Annotated in this window: 17 protein-coding genes and 1 pseudogene; 10 read left to right on the top strand and 8 right to left on the bottom strand. The window is 66.7% G+C overall.

Annotated features, from left to right (window positions below; all coding sequences use genetic code 11):
• The first annotated feature begins 3 nt into the window (after positions 1–3).
• Complete coding sequence (locus tag H156_RS0100235) at positions 4–855, top strand: aldo/keto reductase family protein (protein ID WP_017364934.1); 852 nt, start codon at positions 4–6, stop codon at positions 853–855.
• A gap of 466 nt (positions 856–1,321) precedes the next feature.
• On the opposite strand, the gene H156_RS16865 is transcribed toward H156_RS0100235, so the two are convergent.
• The gene (locus H156_RS16865) at positions 1,322–1,702 is read right to left on the bottom strand and encodes a hypothetical protein (protein ID WP_154656609.1); all 381 of its coding nucleotides are present in this window, start codon (positions 1,700–1,702) and stop codon (positions 1,322–1,324) included.
• A gap of 514 nt (positions 1,703–2,216) precedes the next feature.
• Between H156_RS16865 and pxpB the strand changes: the two genes are divergently transcribed.
• The 5 genes from pxpB (at position 2,217) to H156_RS17740 (ending at position 10,330) form a co-directional block, all read left to right on the top strand.
• A complete protein-coding gene (gene pxpB / locus H156_RS15550) occupies positions 2,217–2,906 on the top strand; it encodes a 5-oxoprolinase subunit PxpB (protein ID WP_017364936.1) in 690 nt (229 codons plus the stop codon).
• The gene (locus H156_RS0100245; RefSeq protein ID WP_017364937.1) at positions 2,903–3,895 is read left to right on the top strand and encodes a 5-oxoprolinase subunit C family protein; all 993 of its coding nucleotides are present in this window, start codon (positions 2,903–2,905) and stop codon (positions 3,893–3,895) included. The genes pxpB and H156_RS0100245 overlap by 4 nt, the downstream gene beginning before the upstream one ends.
• An 8-nt stretch (positions 3,896–3,903) precedes the next feature.
• Positions 3,904–4,686, top strand: a complete 783-nt coding sequence (locus H156_RS0100250; RefSeq protein ID WP_017364938.1) for a LamB/YcsF family protein — start codon at positions 3,904–3,906, stop codon at positions 4,684–4,686.
• Between the two features lie 134 nt (positions 4,687–4,820).
• The gene (locus H156_RS0100255) at positions 4,821–9,944 is read left to right on the top strand and encodes a RecQ family ATP-dependent DNA helicase (RefSeq protein ID WP_017364939.1); all 5,124 of its coding nucleotides are present in this window, start codon (positions 4,821–4,823) and stop codon (positions 9,942–9,944) included.
• Between the two features lie 110 nt (positions 9,945–10,054).
• Complete coding sequence (locus H156_RS17740; RefSeq protein ID WP_017364940.1) at positions 10,055–10,330, top strand: type II toxin-antitoxin system Phd/YefM family antitoxin; 276 nt, start codon at positions 10,055–10,057, stop codon at positions 10,328–10,330.
• Between the two features lie 175 nt (positions 10,331–10,505).
• Here the strand turns inward: H156_RS17740 and asnB are convergent, their stop codons facing one another.
• From asnB to H156_RS0100275, 3 genes are all read right to left on the bottom strand, one after another.
• A complete protein-coding gene (gene asnB / locus H156_RS0100265; RefSeq protein ID WP_017364941.1) occupies positions 10,506–12,380 on the bottom strand; it encodes an asparagine synthase (glutamine-hydrolyzing) in 1,875 nt (624 codons plus the stop codon).
• 1 nt (position 12,381) lies between these two features.
• Positions 12,382–14,133, bottom strand: coding sequence for an ArnT family glycosyltransferase (locus H156_RS0100270; RefSeq protein ID WP_017364942.1), 1,752 nt, complete (start codon positions 14,131–14,133; stop codon positions 12,382–12,384).
• Between the two features lie 118 nt (positions 14,134–14,251).
• The gene (locus H156_RS0100275) at positions 14,252–14,671 is read right to left on the bottom strand and encodes a Rap1a/Tai family immunity protein (protein WP_010959829.1); all 420 of its coding nucleotides are present in this window, start codon (positions 14,669–14,671) and stop codon (positions 14,252–14,254) included.
• Between the two features lie 207 nt (positions 14,672–14,878).
• On the opposite strand from H156_RS0100275, the gene H156_RS0100280 reads away from it, so the two are divergent.
• The 4 genes from H156_RS0100280 (at position 14,879) to H156_RS15560 (ending at position 19,541) form a co-directional block, all read left to right on the top strand.
• Entirely contained in the window at positions 14,879–15,403 is a 525-nt protein-coding gene (locus H156_RS0100280; RefSeq protein WP_017364943.1) for a DUF4136 domain-containing protein, read from the top strand.
• A 136-nt stretch (positions 15,404–15,539) separates the two neighbouring features.
• On the top strand, positions 15,540–16,451 hold the full coding sequence (locus H156_RS0100285) for an AAA family ATPase (RefSeq protein WP_017364944.1): 912 nt from the start codon (positions 15,540–15,542) through the stop codon (positions 16,449–16,451).
• Positions 16,452–16,464: 13 nt separating this feature from the next.
• Positions 16,465–17,430 (top strand): DUF58 domain-containing protein, encoded by a 966-nt coding sequence (locus tag H156_RS0100290; RefSeq protein WP_017364945.1) that lies wholly within the window; start codon positions 16,465–16,467, stop codon positions 17,428–17,430.
• Positions 17,427–19,541 (top strand): transglutaminase TgpA family protein, encoded by a 2,115-nt coding sequence (locus H156_RS15560; protein WP_017364946.1) that lies wholly within the window; start codon positions 17,427–17,429, stop codon positions 19,539–19,541. Before H156_RS0100290 ends, H156_RS15560 begins: the two co-directional genes overlap by 4 nt.
• Here H156_RS15560 and H156_RS17400 read toward each other — a convergent pair.
• The 4 genes and pseudogenes from H156_RS17400 to cobU all read right to left on the bottom strand — a co-directional run.
• Positions 19,470–20,096 (bottom strand): annotated as a pseudogene (locus tag H156_RS17400) (adenosylcobinamide-GDP ribazoletransferase); the annotation flags it as partial. The gene H156_RS15560 and the pseudogene H156_RS17400 sit on opposite strands and share 72 nt — an antisense overlap.
• A 23-nt stretch (positions 20,097–20,119) precedes the next feature.
• The gene (gene cobC / locus H156_RS0100305) at positions 20,120–20,713 is read right to left on the bottom strand and encodes an alpha-ribazole phosphatase family protein (RefSeq protein WP_017364948.1); all 594 of its coding nucleotides are present in this window, start codon (positions 20,711–20,713) and stop codon (positions 20,120–20,122) included.
• A complete protein-coding gene (cobT, locus tag H156_RS0100310) occupies positions 20,710–21,750 on the bottom strand; it encodes a nicotinate-nucleotide--dimethylbenzimidazole phosphoribosyltransferase (protein ID WP_026597549.1) in 1,041 nt (346 codons plus the stop codon). The genes cobC and cobT overlap by 4 nt, the downstream gene beginning before the upstream one ends.
• Entirely contained in the window at positions 21,747–22,262 is a 516-nt protein-coding gene (gene cobU, locus H156_RS0100315; protein ID WP_010959821.1) for a bifunctional adenosylcobinamide kinase/adenosylcobinamide-phosphate guanylyltransferase, read from the bottom strand. The genes cobT and cobU overlap by 4 nt, the downstream gene beginning before the upstream one ends.
• Between the last annotated feature and the right edge of the window lie 140 nt (positions 22,263–22,402).

Consider the following 22,402-nt stretch of genomic DNA (forward strand, 5'->3'; position numbering starts at 1 on the left):
CCGATGCAAAAAGATGGCTTTCTGGTGTCCGCTTACGGCGTCCGTATGCCCGGCATCGTCTACGGCACGGCCTGGAAAAAGGACCGTACCGCGGCCCTGGTGGAACAGGCCGTCTCGCTCGGATTCCGCGGCATCGACACCGCCTGCCAGCCCAAGCATTACGACGAACCGGGTGTCGGCGCCGGCCTCGCAGCGTGCATGAATGCCGGCCTGGAACGGGCCGACCTCTACCTCCAGAGCAAGTTCACCCCGGTCGACGGCCAGGACCCCGAACGGATGCCCTACGATCCGAAGGCGAGCCTGGCCGAGCAAGTCGCCCGGTCCTTCGAAAGCTCGCTGAAGAATCTCCGCACCTCCTATCTCGATTGTCTGATCCTGCATTCGCCGTTGTCGAAGGAAAAGGACACGCTGGACGTCTGGCGGGCGATGGAAACGGTCTTCGACGGCGGCGGCGCCCGGCAACTGGGAATCAGCAACTGCTACCGGCCCGAACTGCTGGAACGCCTGTACCGCTGGAGCCGGGTCAAACCGGCCGTGGTGCAGAACCGCTTCTATGCGGAGACCCGCTACGACCACGAGATCCGGGAGTTCTGCCGGCAGAACCGGATCGTCTATCAGAGCTTCTGGACCCTGACCGCCAACCCTTCGATCCTGGCCCATGCCACGCTGCGGGCTCTGGCGGCGACTCACGGCCGCACGCCAGCGCAGGTGTTCTTCCGCTATCTCACCCAGATTGGCGTCGTCCCCTTGACCGGAACGGCATCGGAAGCCCACATGCGGGAAGACCTGGCGATCTTCGAATTCGAGCTGACGCCGGATCAGTGCGCCGCGGTCTCCGGCCTGCTGAGTACCTGACGCCCCCAAGGGCTGCCATTTCAGGCACTCGATGAAAGCCACCGCTGGACGATCGAGGAAATCCGACCGGAAAGCCTCGCCCGCCGAAGACAGCCTGGGAGCATGCCAGCGGTTGAAAAATTGAACCAGAGGACGATTCGCAGGAAGCCGAGCCGCAACACAACGGGTTGGCGTGACGGTATGCGCTGGCAGCTTAGCGGCTGAATCGGAAACGACGACGGAGCGGAATTCGCAAACCGGCGCGCGGAACGCCGTCGAAGCCGGCATAGATGGGGTGGACCGGAGCGGTGACTGGAACAATTCGCGGGGAAGTCACACAAGAGGCATCCCCTTGTATCCAGCCCCCACGAGGGGGGCTGGATTCTGAAGTCAGGATCCTAAACGAAACGGACGACGGATGTGGCACAAGACCATGGCTCGCCATCGCTACCTCAGCGTAGACCCGCCGTTTTACATTTCAAATGCACTAGTGCGCTTCTTCACTGAATTGAAATGAAAAATCCTGGTTAGTCAAGACTATATATCCCCTAACCTTGGCGCTATCAATAGTGAATCGACAGAAAAAATACCCGTTTCCACCATAATTGGTGGCGAGACGATATGTTCCCTGCCCCGGCTGTACGGCGGCAGTGCTGGTCTGAACGACCGTTCCATCGTTAGATACCAATTCCGCAGTAACATTCTGGATTTTCTTGCTTAGATTCAGTACATCGCAGGAAACGCGCACCCCCGTAGGGCTCGTAGCAGCAGGTTGAGTCCTAACAGGCCCAGTGAAGATTTGTGTCGCCGCGGAAGCGTTACCCGTAACAGCGAACACCAAAGCGAGTAATATGATTGCTTTGCGCATGGGAATATCTCCTGTTCTTGGGCACTGGGAAAGGCATCCACGGGAAACCCGCATTGCCATCCCAAGAATGCGACCAACCCGTAGCTGACAGCCAATGAGCTTTGCCTTTCAATTGCCAAGCTAGTCAAAATCGACACCATTGACAAGAGCCGCCCCGCGAATTTGCAGGATCGCTCCGATTCGCCCACATCATGCCGGTGCCTCCGCCTCGCAATCTAAAGTAGACTTCCGACCCGCTTTTCCTTCCGTCATCCCGACCAAAATCACCATGAGCGAATGCCGATACTATGAATCCGTGGCTGTCGACCAGCCGATGACGCTCCGACATCCGGGGAATCGCGACGGATGGGTCGAAACGATCGATGGCAGACCGCGCTTCGATTTTTCCTTGCCGGGTTTCAACGAAGACGATCCCGGGCGGACGCGGCCGGCTTCACACCCGCGGCGAGAAGGCCGTGGGACACATCTTCGTCCATCTGGGCGATGATTCGGGGCCGACAGCCAAAAACCGAGCATGAGCGCCAGCCCGCCCCGCCTTTCACCCCTCGGCGACAGCGCCCTGCTGATCGTTTTCGGCGACCGGATCGATCCGGCGCTGAACCGGCGCGCCGTCGCCCTGTCCAACGCGCTGGCGGACCTGCCCGGCGTCACCGACCGGGTCCCGGCTTATGCCAGCCTGACACTGCATTACGATCCTGGCGTCTGGAGCCATGACGGACTGGTCGAAACCGTGATGCCGTACCTCGCGGACGAAGGCGGCACCGCCCTTGAAGACCGCCATCTCCTCATCCCGGTCTGCTACGGCGGTGAGCACGGGCCGGATCTGGACGAAGTGGCCCGCCATTGCGGGCTCGCCCCGGACGAGGTGATCGCCCGTCACAGCAGCGGCGAATACCGCGTGTATTTTCTCGGCTTCACGCCGGGATTCGCCTATCTTGGCGGCCTCGATCCGGACTTGGCGACGCCCCGCCGCGCCGCGCCGCGTTCCAGCGTGCCGGCGGGAGCGGTAGGGATCGCGGGGGAGCAGACCGGCGTCTATCCGCAGACCAGTCCTGGCGGCTGGCGGCTCATCGGCCGCACCCCCCTGCGCCTGTTCGATCCGCTGCGCGAGCCGCCTTGCCTCTTGGCGCCGGGCGACCGGCTGCGCTTCGTGCCGATCGGTCCGGACGAATTCGAGTCGCGCCTGAGAGGGGAGGCGTCGTGATCCGGGTCGAACATCCCGGCCTCCTGAGCACACTGCAGGACCTGGGCCGGCCGGGCTGCCAGCACATGGGCGTGACGCCGGGTGGAGCCATGGACGGCTACTCCGCCGCCATCGCCAACGCGCTGGTGGGCAATCCGCCGGCAGCCGCCGTGCTGGAAATGACGCTCCAGGGCCCCCGGCTGAGCTTCGAGCGCGGCGCATGGGTATCCCTCACCGGCGCCGATCTCTCGGCGGAACTGGATGGCAGGCCGCTCGCCTGCTGGCGGCCCGTGTGGCTGCCCGCCGGCTCGCGGCTCGGCTTCGGCCGGCCTCGCCTGGGCTGCCGCGCCTACCTGGCGGTGGCCGGCGGTTTCGAAGTCACGGCCGTGCTGGGCAGCCGTAGCACCGACCTGCGGGCGGGGTTCGGCGGGCTGGGGGGACGGCCGCTGGGCAAGGGCGATGTCATCAAGGCGGGCGAAAGCACCCTCGCCCTGCCGGACAACCCCTCACGCCCTTGCGTACCGGCCTGGTCCGCGGCGTGGAACAGGGCGCTGCCGCTGGAATGCCCGGCGCGGCTGCGCCTGATTCCAGGGCCGGACTGGCAGGACCTGCCCGACGAAGACCGGCGCGCGCTCGAAACGGACGCCTTCCGGGTCGGCCAGGCATCCGACCGGATGGGCTTGCGCCTGGAAGGGCCGCCGCTGCATCCGGTCTCCGCAGCCGAACGGCTCTCGGCCGGCGTCACCTTCGGCACGCTGCAACTGCCGCCGGACGGCCAGCCCATCCTGCTGGGGGTGGACCGCCAGACCACCGGCGGCTATCCGGTGCTGGGCACGGTGGCGAGCGTCGACCATCCGCGGCTCGCGCAGTTGAGACCGGGAGAGACCGTCCGTTTCGAACCGATTCCGGTGGAACGCGCGCAGACGCTGTATCGAATCCGCGCACTCCAGCTCCGCCGGCTGCGCACCGGCCTGGACCTGCGCTGGCCATTGAACAGCCCCTCCTCGTGAGAATTCGCATGGCACGAACCATCGACCTCAACGCCGATCTCGGCGAAAGCTTCGGCCCCTGGCGCATGGGCCAGGACGAAACCCTGCTGGAACTGGTCACCTCGGCCAACATCGCCTGTGGCTTCCATGCCGGCGATCCGGACGTCATGGCGGAAACGGTGCGCCTCGCCGTGAGCCGCGGCGTCGCCCTCGGCGCCCACCCGTCGCTGCCGGACCGCCAGGGCTTCGGACGCCGTCCCATGACATTGCGGCCGGACGAAATCCGCAACCTGGTGCTCTACCAGATCGGCGCGCTGGCCGGTTTCGCCAGGGCCGCCGGCGGGCGGCTGGTCCACGTCAAGCCGCACGGCGCGCTGTACGGCCAGGCCGCGTCCGATGCAGCCATGGCCGAAGCGATCGCCGCCGCGGTCCGGGCTTTCGACGCGAACCTCATCCTGGTGGGGCCCGCCGGATCGCAGCTGGTCCGGGCCGGACAGGCGGCGGGCCTGGCGGTCGCGCGCGAGGGCTTCGCCGACCGCCGCTACGAGCCGGACGGCACGCTGACGCCGCGCGGCCGGCCGGAGGCGCTGATCGAGGAGCCGGCCGAAGCCGTCGCCCAGGCCCTGGGCATGGTGGAGCGCGGCGAAGTGACCGCCCGCGACGGGACGGTCATTCCGATGCCCGTGGACACCCTCTGCCTGCATGGCGACGGTCCGGACGCCGCAGCCTTCGCCCGGCGCCTGCGCATGGAACTGGCGGCACGGGGCATCGCAGTGGCGGCCTTGGGCGGCTGGCTCTCCGGTGCGGCATAAGGGGACCCAAAACTCCATTACTAAAGGCTGGCCAGGGCGTTACACTAGCGATCCTCCTCAACTCAGCCCGCAATCCACCGACGCTCACGCAAAGTGTAATGCGTCAGAATCGTAAGCTTCGCTGAAGGAAACCTATGGAGCCGTCCGGGAGACGCCAAAGGTTTGCCCCAAACTGCCTGTCCATCGACCTCGAAGTCGGCATTCGCGACGGTCGCATCCACCATTTCGCTGCGGTACGCGGCGATACAGACGCGGCATTCGTCTCCAGGCAAGGCTATGCGGAGAAGGACTTAGGAAAGCTCGACGACTTCGCCGCCGGTACCGCATTCCTGCTGGGGCATAACCTGATCGCCTTCGATCTGCCGCATCTTGTTGCGGCCAAACCCGACCTGTACATACTCAAACTGCCGGCGGTCGATACGCTGCGGCTGAATCCCCTCGCCTTCCCCCGCAACCCCTACCACCATCTCGTCAAGCATTACCAGGACGGCCAACTGAAACGGGGACGGCTCAACGACCCGGAGTTGGACGCTCGCCTCGCGCTGGACCTGTTCCGCGACCAATACGCGGAACTGCGCGCACTGAACGACTCGGCTCCGGATCTGATCCTGGCCTGGCATTGGCTGACCACCGTGGAAAGTACCATGTCCGGCCTCGATTCGTTTTTCACCAGCCTCCGCGCCAGACTGCGGCCATCCGACACCGAAGCTCGCTCCGCTATCCAACGGCTGCTGCACAATCAATCCTGCTTGCACCAGGCCGACGACATTCTGGCCAGCGCGGCGGAACACGGCTGGGCACTGGCCTACGCACTGGCCTGGCTTTCGGTAGCCGGCGGTAATTCCGTGATGCCACCCTGGGTGCGTCACCAATTCCCCGAAGCGAGCGTCCTGATACGGAGACTGAGGGACACCCCTTGCAGCGATCCGGCCTGTCCCTGGTGCAGCGAACGGCACAACGCCCGGAAAGAACTCCAGCGGTGGTTCGGCCTGCCCGACTTCCGCCCCGAACCCCGCGGCGAAGACGGCCGTTCGTTGCAACAGTCCATAGTCGAAGCCGCCATGCGCGGGGAGCACGTGCTGGGCATTTTGCCGACTGGGACCGGAAAATCCCTCTGTTACCAGATTCCAGCCTTGTCCCGCTACGAGAAGACGGGGGCGCTCACCGTAGTGATCTCGCCTCTGGTCGCCTTGATGGCCGATCAGATCAACGGCTTGGCCAACCGCGGCATCCACTGCTGCGCCGCGATCAACGGCCTGCTGTCGATGCCGGAACGCTCGGATGCGCTGGACCGGGTCCGGCTGGGCGATATCGGCATTCTCGTCATTTCGCCTGAACAGTTACGCAACCGCGCCGTGCGCAAGGTGCTGGCACAACGGGAGATCGGCGCCTGGGTGCTGGACGAAGCGCACTGCCTGTCCAAATGGGGACATGACTTCCGGCCCGATTACCGCTACGTCGGACGTTTCATCCGGGACAGTGCCGGCGACGCGACGATACCGCCGGTGCTATGCCTCACCGCGACGGCCAAGCCCGATGTGGTGGCCGACATCGTTGGACACTTCAGCGCCAGATTGGGCATCGGCCTTCGGGTATTCGACGGCGGCTCGCAGCGGAGCAACCTGGATTTTGTCGTAGTGCAGACCACGCCGGCGGAAAAATTCGCCGACATCCACCGGATATTGATGTCCGATCTGCCGCCGGATGTCCCCGGAGGCGCCATCGTCTATTGCGCCACCCGCCGCAAGACGGAGGAAGTGGCCGCGTTTCTCCGCGCCACAGGGATCGCCGCGGCGCATTTCCACGCCCATCTGCCACCGGAAACGAAGAAAAACGTGCAGGAAAATTTCATCCGGGGCGAATTGCGGGTGATCGCCGCCACCAATGCCTTCGGCATGGGCATCGACAAACCGGATGTACGCGTCGTGATCCATGCCGACATTCCCGGCTCGCTGGAAAACTATCTGCAGGAGGCCGGCCGCGCTGGCCGCGACCGGGAGGCGGCGCGCTGTGTATTGCTCTATACCCAGGAGGACGTCGAACGCCAATTCGGCATGTCCGCCCATTCGCGGCTCAGCCTGAAGGAGATACGAGCTGTCCTGAAAGCACTCAGGCGCCTGGACCGCAGAAAGCGGCTGGACGGTGAGGTGGTCGCCACGCCTGGGGAAATTCTAGCCGAGGAGTCCGAAGGCGATTTCGGACGGGACTCGGCCACCGACGACACACGGGTACGCACCGGCGTCGCCTGGCTGGAAGAAGCCGTGCTGCTGAGCCGGGAAGAAAATCGCTGTCAGGTGTTTCCCTCTTCGCTTCGCGTCGGCTCGGTGGACGAGGCGCGCCAAAAGCTCGCCAAGCAGCCGATGCACGAAGAATACCGCCGCCAACTATTGAATCTGATCGCCGCCCTCATCGGCGCGGATCCCGACGAAGGGGTCTCCACCGACGAACTGATGGGCCTGTTGGGCCTCAACCCGGAACGGATCCGCAACGCGCTTTACGACCTCAAACGCCTAGGTCTTGCCAGTAACGACACGGTGCTCACCGCGTTCGTCCACAGCGGCGTGGAGCGCGCGTCGATGAAGCGCTTCGAAGAAGCCGTAGCGCTGGAAACCGCGTTGATCGCGGAACTCAGACTGGTCGCGCCCGATCTCGACAAAGACGAGTCCTCGATGCTCCATCTGCGCATCGCCGCACAGCGCTTGAAAGACGCCGGCCATCCTGGCGCTCTGCCGGAAAAGCTCCAGCGGCTGTTGTCCGGCCTGGCCGCCGACGGACGCGCAGAAGACAGCGGAACCGGCAGCCTTCGGCTGCGCCGCATCGACAGCGAGTCGGTGAACGTCACGCTGCAACGGCGATGGTCCGCACTGGAAAAGACCGCCCGGCTAAGGCGCATTGCAGCCCAGCGTCTCCTGGAACACCTGCTGGCCTGTCTTCCACCCGGCACCCGAGGCACCGACCTGCTGGCGGAAACCACACTGGGCAAGCTCACCGCGGCCATGGAAGGCGACCTGATGCTGAAAGCGGAAATGAAGAACCCCCCCAAGCTGCTGCAAACGGCCCTGCTCTGGCTTCATGACCAGGACGTGATCCGGCTCAACAAAGGCTTCACGGTATTCCGGGCTGCCATGACGATTCGCCTGGCGCCGGACAAGCGCGGTTTCGCAAAAGCGGATTTCGAGCCGCTCAAGCTCCATTACGACGAGCAGGTACTGCAAATCCACGTGATGGCGGAATACGCCCAACGCGGCCTGAAAGCCGTCGCCGAGGCTCTGCGGATGGCGATGGACTATTTCCGGCTGGACCGCGATGCTTTCCTGCGCCAGTGGCTGCCGGGCCGAGAGAAAGAGCTGTCGCGCCAGACTACGCCGGAATCCTGGCGAAACATCGTCGAGTCGCTGCAAAACCCGGCACAGCAAAGGATCGTCGCCGACGACCGCGAACAGACCAATGTCCTGGTGCTTGCCGGCCCCGGCTCGGGCAAGACCCGAGTGCTGGTGCACCGCATCGCCTACCTGATCCGGGTACGGCGGGAGAACCCCCGCGGCATTCTGGCCCTGGCGTACAACCGCCATGCCGCCGCAGAAATCCGCAAGCGCCTGGCCGGCTTGATCGGCGACGATGCGCGCGGAATCACGGTGCTGACCTGCCACGCGCTCGCCATGCGCTTGGCAGGCGTGAGCTTCGCCGAACGCTGGGAAAAAACCGGGGACGAGGTCTTCCAGGAAGTCCTGCGTCAAGCCATCGCCCTGCTGAAAGGCGAAGGACTGCCGCCGGAAGAAGCCGACGAGCAGCGCGACCGCCTGCTCGCAGGCTACCGCTGGATTCTGGTGGACGAATACCAGGACATCGGACCGGACCAGTACGAACTGATCTCCGCTCTGGCCGGGCGCACCCTGCAGGACGAAGACAGCCGGCTCAACCTGCTCGCGGTCGGGGACGACGACCAGAACATCTACGCCTTCAACGGCGCCTCGGTCGAATTCATCCGCCGCTTCGAAGCGGATTACGCCGCCAAACCGGCCTATCTGACCGAAAACTACCGATCCACGTCCCGCATCATCGAAGCCGCCAACCGGCTCATCGGCGATGCTCCCGACCGAATGAAACAGGCGCACCCCATCACCATCGACCGGGCGCGCAAAAAAGCGGCGCCCGGCGGCGATTGGGAAGCCATCGACCCCGTCGGCCAGGGCCGCGTCCAGATCCTTCCAGCCGGCGTCGACGAGCGGACCCAGGCGGTCACCGTCATGCGCGAATTCGAGCGCCTGGCGAGCCTCGTTCCGAACTGGGACTGGACGCGATGCGCGGTAATCGCCCGCAAATGGGACCTGCTCGAACCGGTGCGGAGCTATTGCGAGCTGGCAAAGATTCCGGTCCAGATGGCCGGCGAGGAAACCGTGCCGTTCCGATATCTGCGTGAGACTCGAACCCTGTTGGCGTGGCTGAAAGACACCAAACTTGTCGACGCTGCCAAGATCCTGTCGTGGCTCGACGAGCGCCCCGCCGGACCATGGTGGAATGCCTTGCGCCAGGCCGCCGAGGAGTATGCGGTCGAAACCGGCGGCGCCGAACTGCCGAGCGCACATTTCGAAGAGTGGCTCGCTGAGTGGGGCCGGGAGATACGCCGCCGCCCTTCAGGATTGATGCTGCTCACCGCCCATCGCGCCAAGGGGCTGGAATTCGACCATGTCGCCGTACTCGACGGCGGCTGGAAAGCCGGCGCCAAGGAAGACCGGCACAGTCCCCGCCGCCTCTATTACGTGGCGATGACCCGGGCACGGAAGACCTTGACGCTGACGCGTATCGAGCCCAACTCTCCGCTGCTCGATTCGCTGGCCGGAATCCCAGACGTTCTGCATCGTCCACCGACAGAACATATGCAGCTCCCGCCAGAGCTTTCCCGCCGCTACCGGAAACTCACGCTGAAAGACGTGCACCTCGGCTTCGCCGGACGGTACCCCGAAACCGATCCGATACACCAGGCGATCGCCGCGCTCGAAGCCGGCGATCCGCTCTGGCTGAAAAGGAAAAACGATGTCTGGGAGTTAAACGATGCCGGCGGAAATACCGTCGGACGCTTGGCACGGGCCTTTGATCCCCCCAAAGGCATGATCTGCATCCAAGCCCGAGCCGCCGCGATCATCATCCGGCGGCGAGACGAAACCGAGGCCGACTATCTGTCTAGAGTCTGTTGCGATGCCTGGGAAGTGGTGATTCCCGAACTGGTGTTCGAACCGGCGGGAAAGGGGCGGACATGAGACCTGTTAACAGTGCCAGTATCCACACCGTTATCCATCGGAGACCGTCAGGGCACACCGCATTTTGACCGAGGTCACCGCCAGCATCTCGGAACTGAAAGAAGAGCCCGATGAAGACGGTAGCCGCTGGCGAAGGCTTTCCTGTCGCCATTCTCAACCGCAACGAACCAGCGTTCTACTGCGTTCCGGCAAAAGCCTACGAAGCCCTGACAAGCAGGCTGGAAGACTTGGAACCGAACACACTCGCCGACACCCGCCTGGCCGACGGACAGGCTCAACCAAGGTTTCGCTGGACGAGCCATGAGCTGGCTTTCCATCCCGATGCGCTGACCGAATGGAACAAAGTGGATCAAGCCGTCCGCTCCCAGTTCAAAAAAGCTGGTTGAACGCTTGGCCAATCCACACGTCCCGGCGACACAACTGTCCGGACGGAACGACCGGTACGAGATCGAGCCGCGGCCGGCGGGCTACCGCGTGGCGCGCGAAGTTCGGGATTCCGAGCCGCGCTTTCTGGTCGTGGCCGCGGACAAAGGAGAGCGCAACGCCGTCGGCCTGACCGCATCAAGCCGCGAATGCAGCCGGGTGCGCTTCCATCCCGGCCTTCCACTCCAGCCATTCGCTGACGACGATCAAGGTCCACAGCGCCCGGGCGTGATCGGCGCCGCGGCGCTCGTGCTCGCGCAGCAGCTCCAGGGCGGCGGCGCGGTTTATGCCGAGTTCTTCCAGACGCGGGCTGGAAATCCGGGCTTCGGCCCAGTCGTGCAGGGGGCCGCGCAGCCAGGCGCTGAGCGGCACGGACAGGCCGCGCTTCTTGCGGTAGACGATATCCTTCGGCAGATAGCGCAGCGCCACACGCTTCAGGAACACCTTGGTTTCCAGTCCTTGCACCCGTTCGCGCTCGGGCAGGGTGGCGGCGAATTCGATCACGTCCTTGTCCAGGAACGGCGCCCGCAGCTCCAGCGCGGAGCGCATGCTGGCGCGGTCGGCCTTGGTCAGCAGGCCCTCGGCCAGGGAGGTTTCCAGATCGTGCTGCTGCAGTCGGTCGAGCATGGTTTCCTGGGGGCCGGCGACGCGCGGTGTCTCGGGCGGCGTCACGCCCAGCCGCCGCAGCAAGGCGGGCGGAATGCTGGATGTCCACAGGACATGGCGCGCCAGGAAATCCAGCTCATCCCCCTGGACGAAGCGCTTGAGCAGGAACGAGACCGTCACCTTCTTGTCGCTCACCGGCCAGGCTTCCACCGCCTTGCGGATCAACGCCCGCAGTCCTCCGGGCAGGCGGCTGTAGCGCTCGGCCAGGCGGGCGCCGAAATAGGTGGGATAGCCGCCGAACAGCTCGTCGGCGCCCTCCCCCACCAGGGCCACCCGCACCTCGTCGGAGGCTCGCCGGGCCAGGAGAGCGGTGGGCACCCAGGCGGGATCGGCCAGCGGCTCGCCGGACTGGCGCACCAGATCGGCGAGGGTCTCGGGGAAATCTTCGGGCCGTACCCAGATCGGGGTGTAGTCGACCCCCAAGGACTCCGCCACCCGCTCGGCGAAGACGCCTTCGTCGTAGGAGCTTTCGCTGAAGCGCAGGCCGAAGGCCTTGAGCTTGCGGTCCGGATGGACGCTGCGCATCACCGCCGTGACCAGGGAGGAATCGACCCCGCCGCTCAAGAACGCGCCGAAATCGACCTCGACCTCGCTTTGGCGGCGCACCGCCTCGCGGAACACGGCATCGAATTCGTCCAGCGGATTCTTGCGCGCCGGACCGCGGGTGAAATTCAGGCGCCAGTAGCGGCTGCGTTCGACACCCTTGACGTCGATGGCGATCCGCTCGCCCGGTAGCACTTTCCGCATGCCGGCGAACGGACTGGCGGGAGCCTCGAAATAGCCGGCCTTGAGGAAGTCCTGTACAGCCGCCTCGTCGGCCGGATACGGCTCGGGGCTTCCGGCCACCAGCGCGGCCGCCTGGGAAGCGAAGCTGATTCGGCCGTCGCGGCAAGCGTAGAACAGCGGACGCTCGCCGGCCCGGTCGCGGGCGAGCAGCAGGCGCCCCCGGCGCGGATCCCAGACGGCGAGGGCGAAGGCGCCGACCAGCCGCTCGACGAAGCCATCGCCCAACTCCAGGTAGAGTCCAGGGATCACGGCCACGTCGGTGGCGTGCTCGACGGCCCTGCCGCGCTCCGCCAGCCAGCCGCGCAGTTCGGCATGGTTGTCGATCTCGCCGTTGCAGACCATCATCACACCGGTCTCGGCATCCACCATCGGCTGCCTGCCGTCGTGGCAGCCGCGGATCGCCAGCCGGGCCATGCCGAACACCGCCGAACCGTCGCCGGCCACACCGGAGTCGTCGGGGCCGCGGTGGGCCAGCGCCTTGACCATGGTTTCCACACTGCGCCGCAGCGCGCTCGTGTCGGCCGCGCCCTCCAATTGCACCAGTCCGCTGATCCCGCACATGTCAAAGCCCTTCCTTCTGGGGAGGCGCCAGCAACGCCCCCCAATAGCCGAACCCCAGTTCGATCTGGCTGGCACCGTACTTTTCCGCGATCGTATCGAGCTGCTCCACGTCGTCCCCCCGCGCCATCAGAAAGACCGGGTGATCACGACCGGCCAGCCAGGCGTCCCGCTGCGCCAGCGGCACCACCCGCTCCGGCCAGGGCCCGCCGCGCTGGAGGCTGAACAGCACGTAGTTGCTGGTGAACTCCCGCCCTTCGTCGCTGATGACGGTGATCAGACGCTTGAGATAAAACGGCAGCCCGTTGGGCAGACAATCCAGGCAGGCGATTTCCACCCCGGCGGGCAGCTCCGGCATGTGTTCCGCCAGCCGTCGCCCCGAGCGGCTGTCGGCGTAGTCCGCGAGCAGATCGAAGTTCAGCGTGATCAAGAGCGCCGGAAAGCTGAGAAAGGCGGCGAATGCCACCTTGACGTTGCACCGCCGCCAGGCGAAGGCGGTCAGTGCGGTCACCACACCCAGCGACACGACCATCGCCAGCAAACCCGGCTGGAGAAATTCCGCCGTCTTACGCTTCAGCCCCAGCACCCGCTCCAGCCACAGGGCGTCGGATGCAGCGGTGGCGAGGACGACGGCCACCGGCGCGGCGAGAGCGAACAGCGCGACGGTACCGCGCCGCACGATGGCGGCGGCCCGCCCCGCCCCGTTGGACCAGGCGAGGGCGAAAACACGGGCGGCGAGCACGCCGAGGGCGATGACGGCGGTCAGGATGTAGCCGGGCAGCTTGGATTGCGACACGGAGAAGAATGCGACCACCACGACGGCCCAGACGATGAACAGCCGGTCCGGCCGCGACCAGCGCCGCCGGGCCCGCCAGGCCGCCACGATCGATTCTGGCAGCAGCAGGCTCCAGGCGAAGAAGCAGCTCGCGATGATGACGGCGTAGAAATAGAACGGCTGGGTGCGGCGGAATTCGGTGGTGGTGAAGCGCGACACCGACTCCTTCATGATTCCGTAATAGGGGAAATCCGGGCATTGCAGCGTCACCCCGACGAACCAGGGCAGCACCACCGCCAGGAAGATCAGCCAGTTCTGCCAGGCGAAGCAGCGCCGCAAGGCGCCTTCGCGCCCGTCGAGCTTGCCGAATGCCGCGACGACGAGGCTGGGCACGATGAAGCCGACCGGCCCTTTCACCAGGGTCGCGAATCCCGCCGCCAGGGCGCCGAGCCGGTACCAGCGCTCCCGCTGCCTGCCCTCGTGTTCTTCGGCCAGATAGCAGGCGAAGATGGCGGAGCAGACGAAAAATGCCAGGGTCATGTCGAAGATGACGATGCGGGCGAAAGCCCAGTACAAGGGCGTCGCCACCACCACCAGCACCGCCAGACTGGCCGTGCGCATGTCGTAGACCCTGCGGCAGAACAGGAACAGCACCGTCAGCAGCGACAGCGCGAACAGCGCCGAAGACAGGCGGGCCACCGCCTCGGATTCGCCGAACAGCGCGAACGACAGGGCCACCGTCTTGAAATAGAAGGCAGGCTTGTCCAGGTAGGTCAGGCCATCATAGGTCGGCACCAGCCAGGCGCCGCTCTCGCGCATCTCCCGCGCGACCTCGGCATTGCGCCCCTCGTCCGGGCTCAGCAGCGGCGCATCGCCCAGGTGCACGAACAACAGGAATGCGGCGAAAAGAAAGGCGAACGCCGGCAGCCAGCGCTCCAGGCTCCATGCCGGGGCGCCGGCAGTCGTGACAGGGATGGACATACGTTGGAAGGGTTACTCGATCGCTGATGGGAAATGAAGAACGCGTGGCTTGGACCCCGAAGACGGACCGGCCGGGGCATCGGAACAGTGAGGACGCACCCCGACGAGGGGAGGTCCTTCAGGATTTGGGCGCGGAGATCGCGGCATCGTCCTTTTCCGGGCAAGGCCATTGGTCGGCGCCGAACCGGAACAGCACCTCGATGGCCGCATCCCTCCCGTATCCCGGATGCGCCTCCAGCCAGGCGAGGAACAGCCGGACGACCGCCTCACGGGATGGCTCCGGTTTGGGCAGACAGACGAAGTGTCCGGCATCCGGCCCTCGACGCTCGGCCAAGTAATAGTCGTAGGCGCCCTGCAGGTAGCCGTAGCAGAACTGGAGAGCGGCGACATGAGCCGGATCGGCGGGCTGCGTCGCGCACAGATCCGCCAGGTCCTTCGCGTCACGGATTATAAAATCGTCCGCCGTCACCGCCCCCGCCGGCGTTCCGCCGATGCTCCCCGCCACGATGACCGCTGCCGCAATCGCCTTGATGTTCATATCGTTCCGCCCCTTCGAACGTAAGGATGCACCCGCCCCGGACCTTGCGAGACACGCACTTTCGCGGTGACATTCTAGCCGCTACGGCCGCAGAAAAAAGCACCGGGCTCGGGAACGCGAATCCTCACCCTGCCGTTCAAGGCTATTATGATAACCTCGAGATTGTCCCCCGGCCGCCGGGGAGATGCCACACCTTCAGGAGAATACATGAACATTCGAGGAACACTGCTGGGCTCCGTCCTGGCGATGACTGCCGCCTGCGCCGACCTGGACATCAAGGTGCATACCGACTACGACCCGGCCGCGGATTTTTCGAAATACAAGACCTATTCCTGGATCAAGACGCCGCAGACCGGCAATCCCCTGATGGAGGAAAGGATGGTCCAAACGGTGGACGCCCAGCTTTCCGCCAAAGGCTGGCGCAAGATAGCCGCCGGCCCCAGCGACGTGGCGCTGGGCGTGCAGGTAACGGCCCAGGAACAGGAACGGGTGGATACGTTCTACAGCGGCTGGGGTGGCTACGGCCACATGGGGATGGCGCAGTCCGAGGTGATCAAATACACCGTCGGCACGATCATCGTGGACATGTTCGACACCCGGACCAAACAGCCGATCTGGCGGGGCACCGCGACGGACACCGTCTCCGACGATCCGCAGAAGAACACCGCGCTGATGCAGGAAGCGATGGAAAAACTGTTCAAGGGTTTCCCGCCGAAACCGGCAGGATCCTGACGGCTTCCCGCTGTCAACCCGAAGGAAGAAGTCGTCCGTTCCGGACGAACCCCAAGAACCGGTTCCGCCCTAGGTCTCCTTCGAATCCCACGGCGCGGATACCGACAGGTGATCCGCCACTCCTTCCGCACGCCCCATGGACCCCGTTTTCTCCCGTCTGCTCGAAACCGCCAATTCCGTCATCCTCGGCAAGGAACAGCCCATCCGCCTGTGCATCTGCTGTCTGCTGGCACGCGGTCATCTGCTCATCGAGGACGTACCGGGAGTCGGCAAGACCACCCTGGCCCGCACCTTGGCGGCGCTGCTCGGACTGAAATACCAGCGCATCCAGTTCACCAGCGACCTGCTGCCGGCCGACGTGCTGGGCTCTTCGATCTACGACGCCACCACCCACGGCTTCCGTTTCCATCCCGGCCCGGTGTTCAACCCGATGGTGCTGGCGGACGAGATCAACCGCTCCACGCCCAGGGCGCAGAGCGCACTGCTGGAGGCCATGGAGGAACGGCAGGTGACGGTGGAAGGCGAGACCCGGCCGCTGCCCGAGCCGTTCTTCGTGATCGCCACCCAGAACCCGAACACCCAGATCGGGACCTTCCCTTTGCCGGAGTCCCAGCTGGACCGCTTCCTGATGCGGATCGAACTGGGCTATCCCGACCCCCGTGCCGAACGCGAGCTGCTGATGGGGGAGGAGCGCTATGCCCTACTGCCGCAGCTGCCGGTCTGCCTGCCGGCAGAACGACTCCTGGCGCTGCAGAGTCGAGTCCGCGACGTTCATGCCTCGTCTGCCCTGCTGGACTACGTGCAGTCCTTGCTCCATTTCAGCCGGGAGTCGCCGCTTTACCAGAACGGACTGTCGCCCAGGGCGGGGCTGGCCCTGCTCCACGCCGCCAAGGCCTGGGCGCTGATGGACGGACGTGCGGCGGTGCTGCCCGAGGACATCCAGGCCGTCCTGCCACCCGTAGCCGGCCACCGGCTGAAACTCGCGTCGGGCGGAGGCGGCGTGGCCGAGACCGTCGCCCCGCTGCTGCGGGACGTCGCCATTCCCTGAGGATGAGCGCGCGATGATTTCCGTGCCGATGGAGTGGAAGGAGCGCTTCGACCCCCGCCGCTTCTTCCGGGGTGAGAAAGCGGTGGACGGCCCGGTCCTCCTCACCCATCGCCGGGTGTTCATCGTCCCCAACCGGCGTGGATTCGGACTGGCCGTGCTGCTTGCGATACAGTTCCTGGCCGCCATCAATTACGGCAACAACCTGGCCTTCATCCTGACCTTCCTGCTGGCCGGCATCGCCATGCAGTCCACGCTTCATGCGTTCCGCAACCTGGCGGGGCTGAGCGTGCGCCGCGGCAAGGCGCCGCCGGTGTTCGCCGGGGAGCCGGCGCGTTTCGAGCTGCATCTGGACAACCCTTCCCGCATCCACCGCTTGGGTCTCACCGCCCGGCTGGCCGGCTCTGCAACGCCGGTCCGCTTCGACGTCGCGCCTGGAACCACGGCCACACTGATTCTCCATGCGGAAACCGAACAGCGCGGCTGGCTGTCCATGCCCACCGTGACCTTCGACACCTCCTTCCCGCTCGGCCTGTTCCGCGCTTGGTCGCCGATCAACCTGCGCCAAAGGGTACTGGTATACCCCCGTCCGGCGCCCCCCGGCATCAGACCGACCCCGATTCCCGAACCGGGTCTGGGTGTGCGACCCGACACCCGCGAGGAGGAGGATTTTCATGGCTTCTCGGCTTACCGGCCGGGCGACCCGCTGAAGCGCATCCACTGGAAGGGGGTGGCGAAGGGCCAGGGCGTGCACGTCAAACAGTACGCCGGCGGCGACACGGCGGAACTGTTGCTGGACTGGCAGTACACGCCCGGCGCCGACGTCGAGGCCCGGCTGTCCCGGCTGTGCCGCTGGGTACTGGACGCCGAGGCGGCGGGCACGCCCTACGGCCTGCGACTCCCCGGCGTCGCGATCCAGAAGGGCCGGGGTGAAGCCCATCGGGCCCGCTGCCTGGAAGCGCTGGCGTTGTTCGGCACATGACCCCTCCCTCCCTCCCACCCGAACTCCTCCGGCGCAATCTGCCGCTGCTGTGCGCAGCCCTGGCGCTGGTGGTGACGCCGCATTGGGCCGACCTGCCGCCCGCCTTCCCCGGTTTCGTCTGGCTGGCCTGTGGCTGGCGGCTGGCGGCGCTTTACCGCAAGGCGCCCCCGCCTTCGCGAATCGGCCTGTTCCTGCTGACCCTGGCGGGGGCGGGGCTGGTTTATCTGCACTTCCACAAGTTCTATGGACGGGAGGGCGGCACCGCCCTGTTCCTGGTAGGGCTGGGCCTCAAGCTGCTCGAAATGCGCAGCCTGCGTGACCTGTACCTGGTGGTCTACCTGGCGCTGTTCGTCGCCGTCACCGAATACCTGTTCTCCCAGAGCATCCCCATCGCCGCTCATACCTTGGGGGTCGTCACGCTGTTGATGAGCTGCCTGATCGGCTTGAACGGCGGGGAGAACCTCGGCCTGGCCGGCCGGCTGCGCCTCGGCGCAAAGATGGTGCTGCAGGCCGTTCCGGTGATGGTGGTGCTGTTCCTGTTCCTGCCCCGCATCGCCGGCCCTTTGTGGAAGCTGCCGGAGGACGAACCCGGCGGCACGACCGGACTGAGCGACTCGATGGAACCCGGTGCGATCAGCCGGCTCGGACTGTCGCGGGAAACCGCCTTCCGCGTCGACTTCGAGGGCGCCCCGCCGCCACCGCAGGAACGCTACTGGCGCGGCCCGGTGTTCTGGAAGTACGACGGCCGCCGCTGGACCGCCGGCTACGACCAACCGCTCCCGGCCCGGCGGCCGCCGCAAACGGCCGGGGCAAGCTACCGCTATGTCCTCACCCTGGAACCGCAACGGCGACGCTGGGTGTTTGCGCTGGAGACGGCGGAGACCTTCCCGGCCGGACTGACGCGCGCCGAGGACGGCTTCCTCCTCGCCGCGGAACCGATCCGCGAACGCCGGCGCTACCTCCTGTCTTCGCGTCCGGCAGCGGCTTTCGACGCCTTGAGCGAGAGTGAACGCCGGCGCGCCTTGCAGCTTCCGGGCATGCCCGACGAACGGGTGCGGGCGCTGGTCGACGGCTGGCTGCTGGAGGATCCGTCCGCCGACGCCGTCGCGCAACGGGCCCTGCGCCATTTCCGCGAGCAACCGTTCATCTACTCCCTGCGTCCGCCGGCCATCGACGGGGACCCGATCGCCGGCTTTCTGTTCGAGACCCGCCGCGGCTTCTGCGAACACTATGCCGGCGCCTTCGTCTACCTGATGCGGGTCGCCGGAATTCCAGCCCGGGTCGTCACCGGCTACCAGGGCGGACACTGGAACCCGGTGGGACATTTCCTGGAAGTTTCTCAGGCCGACGCCCACGCCTGGGCGGAGATCTGGATCGACGGCAACGGCTGGACACGCATCGATCCCACCGCCGCGGTGGCACCGGAGCGTATCGAACGGGAGCTGGCATTCGAGGCCGACGCCGACGGTGCGGTGGTGTTCGCCAGCCCGGTGGCGGAAGCGCTGGGACAGCGGCTGTCCAGCCTGCGCGGCCTGATCCGTGAGGCGGGCCTGCTGTGGGACGCGGTCGACCACGCCTGGGTGCAGTGGGTGCTGGCCTATGGTCCGGAGAACCAGGGCCGGTTTCTGGAGCGCCTGGGGGTCGTCGACTGGAACCGGCTGGTCTATTGGCTGACCGGTCTGCTCGGGCTCCTCGCCCTGATCTCCTTCATCCTGCTGTGGCCGCGCGGCCGGCCCGTCGCCGATCCGGCCCTGCGGGTCTATCTGCGGGTCGCCGGAAAGCTCGAACGCCAGGGACTCGTCCGCGCGCCCGCCGAAGGCATGCGCGATTTCGCGGCCCGGGTCGCCCGCAGCCGGCCCGATCTGGCCGAATCCTTCGGCCGGTTCACGGCGCTGTTCCTGGCCATCCGCTATGGCGGCGTGGTCCAACCCGCCGCGCTCGAACGCCTGAAGGCACTGGGGCGGGAAATCCCGTCACGCCAGCGCGGCAGCCACCAGCACCGCGGCTTCCGCGATCTCGATGCTGGCGCCGAGGGTATCGCCGGTACAACCGCCGAGGCGGCGCAGCATCACGGCCCGCAAGGTCCAGGCAGCCGCCGCGGCCACGACTAACGGCCAGGGCCCGAGCGCCGCCACCGTCACCGCCGCCGTGGCGAGCACCGCGTAGAGCGCCGGCCGCCGCGGCAGGTTCTCCGCCAAAGGACTGCCCAGCCCGCCTTTGCGCACATAGGGCGTGGTGAGCAGGAGGGCCGGAACCAGGCCGCGCGCGGCCAGCGGGGCGATGAGCAGCGGCAGTCCGCCGGACAGCTCGGCGAGCGCGCCGAATTTCACCAGCAGCAGCAGGACGACGACGGCGACGGCGATCGGCCCGGAGCGGGGATCCTTCATGATTTCCAGGCTGCGTTCCGCATCGCCGTGGCCGCCCACCCAGGCATCGGCGCTGTCGGCGAGCCCATCGATATGCAGCCCGCCGGTGACGAGCACCCAGACCAGCAATACCAAGGCCGAAGCCAGCGAAGGACCGGCATCCTGCAGCAGCAGCCGGGCGGCCAGCAGGATCGTACCGATCAACAGCCCCACCGCGGGATAGAGCACGACCGACCGGCCCAGAGCGCGCGGGGAGAAATCCACGGCGCGCGGCACCGGCAGACGGGTCAGGAACTGCACCGCCAGCCAGAAAGGCGCAAGGTTCAAGGCCGCCCTCCGTGGAACACCAGCCGCGGCGCATCCGCGCCGTCGCGGACGATGCGGCTCAGGCAGGCGGGGGGGACGTCGATCCCGAACAGGCGAGTCACGGGGAACTCCAGCACCCGGCGCAGTATGGCGCGGATGGTGCCGGCGTGGGCCACCACCAGCCAGTGCCGGCCGCCGGGCAGGCCCAGCAATTCCTCCCAGGCCGCGGCCACGCGGGTCTCGAAATCCGGGTAATGCTCGCCGTCCGGAGCTGGACTGCGATCCGGGCGGCGCTGGAAGTCCGACAGTTGCCCGCCATGGCGCTCGTACAATTCCGACCAGGGCCGCCCCTCCCAGTCGCCGAAGCCCAGCTCGCCGAGGCGCTCGTCGACCCGGAGCTCCACGCCGAGCCGCCCGGCCAGCTCGCCGGCGAATTCGGCACACCGTCGGAGCGGCGACGTGGCGATGCCGGTCCAGGGCGGATGCTCCGGCAGCATCGCCCGCATCTGCGACCAGCCCCGGGCATTGAGGGGGACATCGCATCCCCGGCCCAGGCACAGGCCGCCGTCGACCTCGCCGTGCCGCAGCAGATCGATGATGACCCGGCTCATCCGCCCGACACCCCGGCCTCGGCGAAAGTCGCCATCTCGTTGTGCAGGGCGCAGGCCGCCCGCAAGAGCGGCACGGCCACCGCCGCCCCGCTGCCTTCGCCCAGCCGCATGCCCAGATCGATCAGCGGCTCCCCGCCCAGCGCCTCCAGCACCAGGCGATGGCCCGGCTCGGCCGAGCGATGGGCGTAGAGGAACCAGTCCGCGCAGGCCGGCTGCATGCGGACCGCCAACAAGGCGGCAACCGTCGCGATGAAGCCGTCCACCAGCACCGGAATCGAGGCCGCGGCGGCGGTCAGATAGGCGCCGGTCAGCGCGGCGATCTCGAATCCCCCCAGGCGGCGGAGGATTTCCGCCGGATCGCGCAACGCTTCTCCATGCAACCGCAATGCCGTTCCGATCACCTCGCATTTGCGGCGGACGCCGGCGCCGTCGAGTCCGGTGCCGGGGCCGGCGAGCCGCTCCGGTCCGACGCCGACCAGCGCGCAGGCCAGGGCCGCCGCGGAAGTGGTGTTGGCGATGCCCATTTCGCCGCCGATGAACAGCTGCGCGCCGTAGCGCCTTGCGCGCGAGGCCGCTTCCGCGCCGGCCGCCAGCGCCCGGTCGCGCTGGGCTTCCGACATGGCGGCCGCGCGGGTGAAGTTGGCGGTGCCGCTGCCGGCGCGGGCGTCGACGACGCCAAGGCCCGCGAGCGGCTCGGCGACGCCGGCGTCGACCACCTCCAGCACCGCTCCGATCTGCCGCGCCAGGACGCTGATGGCGGCGCCCCCCGCCACGAACACACGGCACATCTCCCGCGTGACCGACGGGGGATAGGCGGAAACGCCCTCCTCGGCGACGCCATGGTCGGCGGCGAACACGCTGATCCAGACCCGCTCCAGCGACGGCCGGCCGCTGCCCTGCATGGCGGCCAGGCGAGCCGCCAAATCTTCCAGCCGCCCCAACGATCCCGCCGGTTTGGTGAGTTCCGCCTGGCGCTGCAAAGCGCGGCGGAAGGTCTCGCTACGGGGCGGCGCGACATCGGGGACGATCCAGCTCATGGCGCTCCCTTCAGCACCTGGGGCAGGCCGGCCACGACCCAGACCACCCGGTCGCAGAGCACGGCGAGCTCCTGATGCAGCCAACCGGCCTCGTCGACGAAACGACGCGCCAGCGGATTGAGGGGGACGATACCCTGACCGACCTCGTTGCTCACGAGGCAGATCCGGCCCGGCAGGCCCGGAAGCACCTGCAGCAGCGCCTGCCGTTCACGGCGGAACACCTCCTCGCCCTCGGCCAGCAGGTTGCTGAGCCAGAGGGTCAAACAGTCCACCAGGATGAACCGGCCGGGACCGGCGTTCGCCTCCAGACTGGCGGCCAGCGCCAGCGGCTCTTCCACGGTAGGCCAGGATGGCGGGCGCCTCGCCCGGTGGCCGCCGATGCGCGCCGCCATTTCGGCGTCGCCCGCCACGGCGGTCGCGACATATGCGACGTCCAGCCCCGACAGCCGGGCGCGCTGCTCGGCGTGGCGACTCTTCCCGGAGCGCGCGCCTCCCAGTATCAATTCCTTCATCCCAAATGCGGTCCCTAAAGCGGTCAAACCCTCATCCCCGGCCCTTTCATGCCGGGCTATCCTGCCCGGCACCCTTCGGGTCAATGCAAATCTGCTCCCGGCAGATTTGTCCCAGAGGGAGAAGGGAGTAAAGCCCCTTG

Source organism: Methylococcus capsulatus str. Texas = ATCC 19069, assembly GCF_000424685.1.
Taxonomy (GTDB): domain Bacteria; phylum Pseudomonadota; class Gammaproteobacteria; order Methylococcales; family Methylococcaceae; genus Methylococcus; species Methylococcus capsulatus.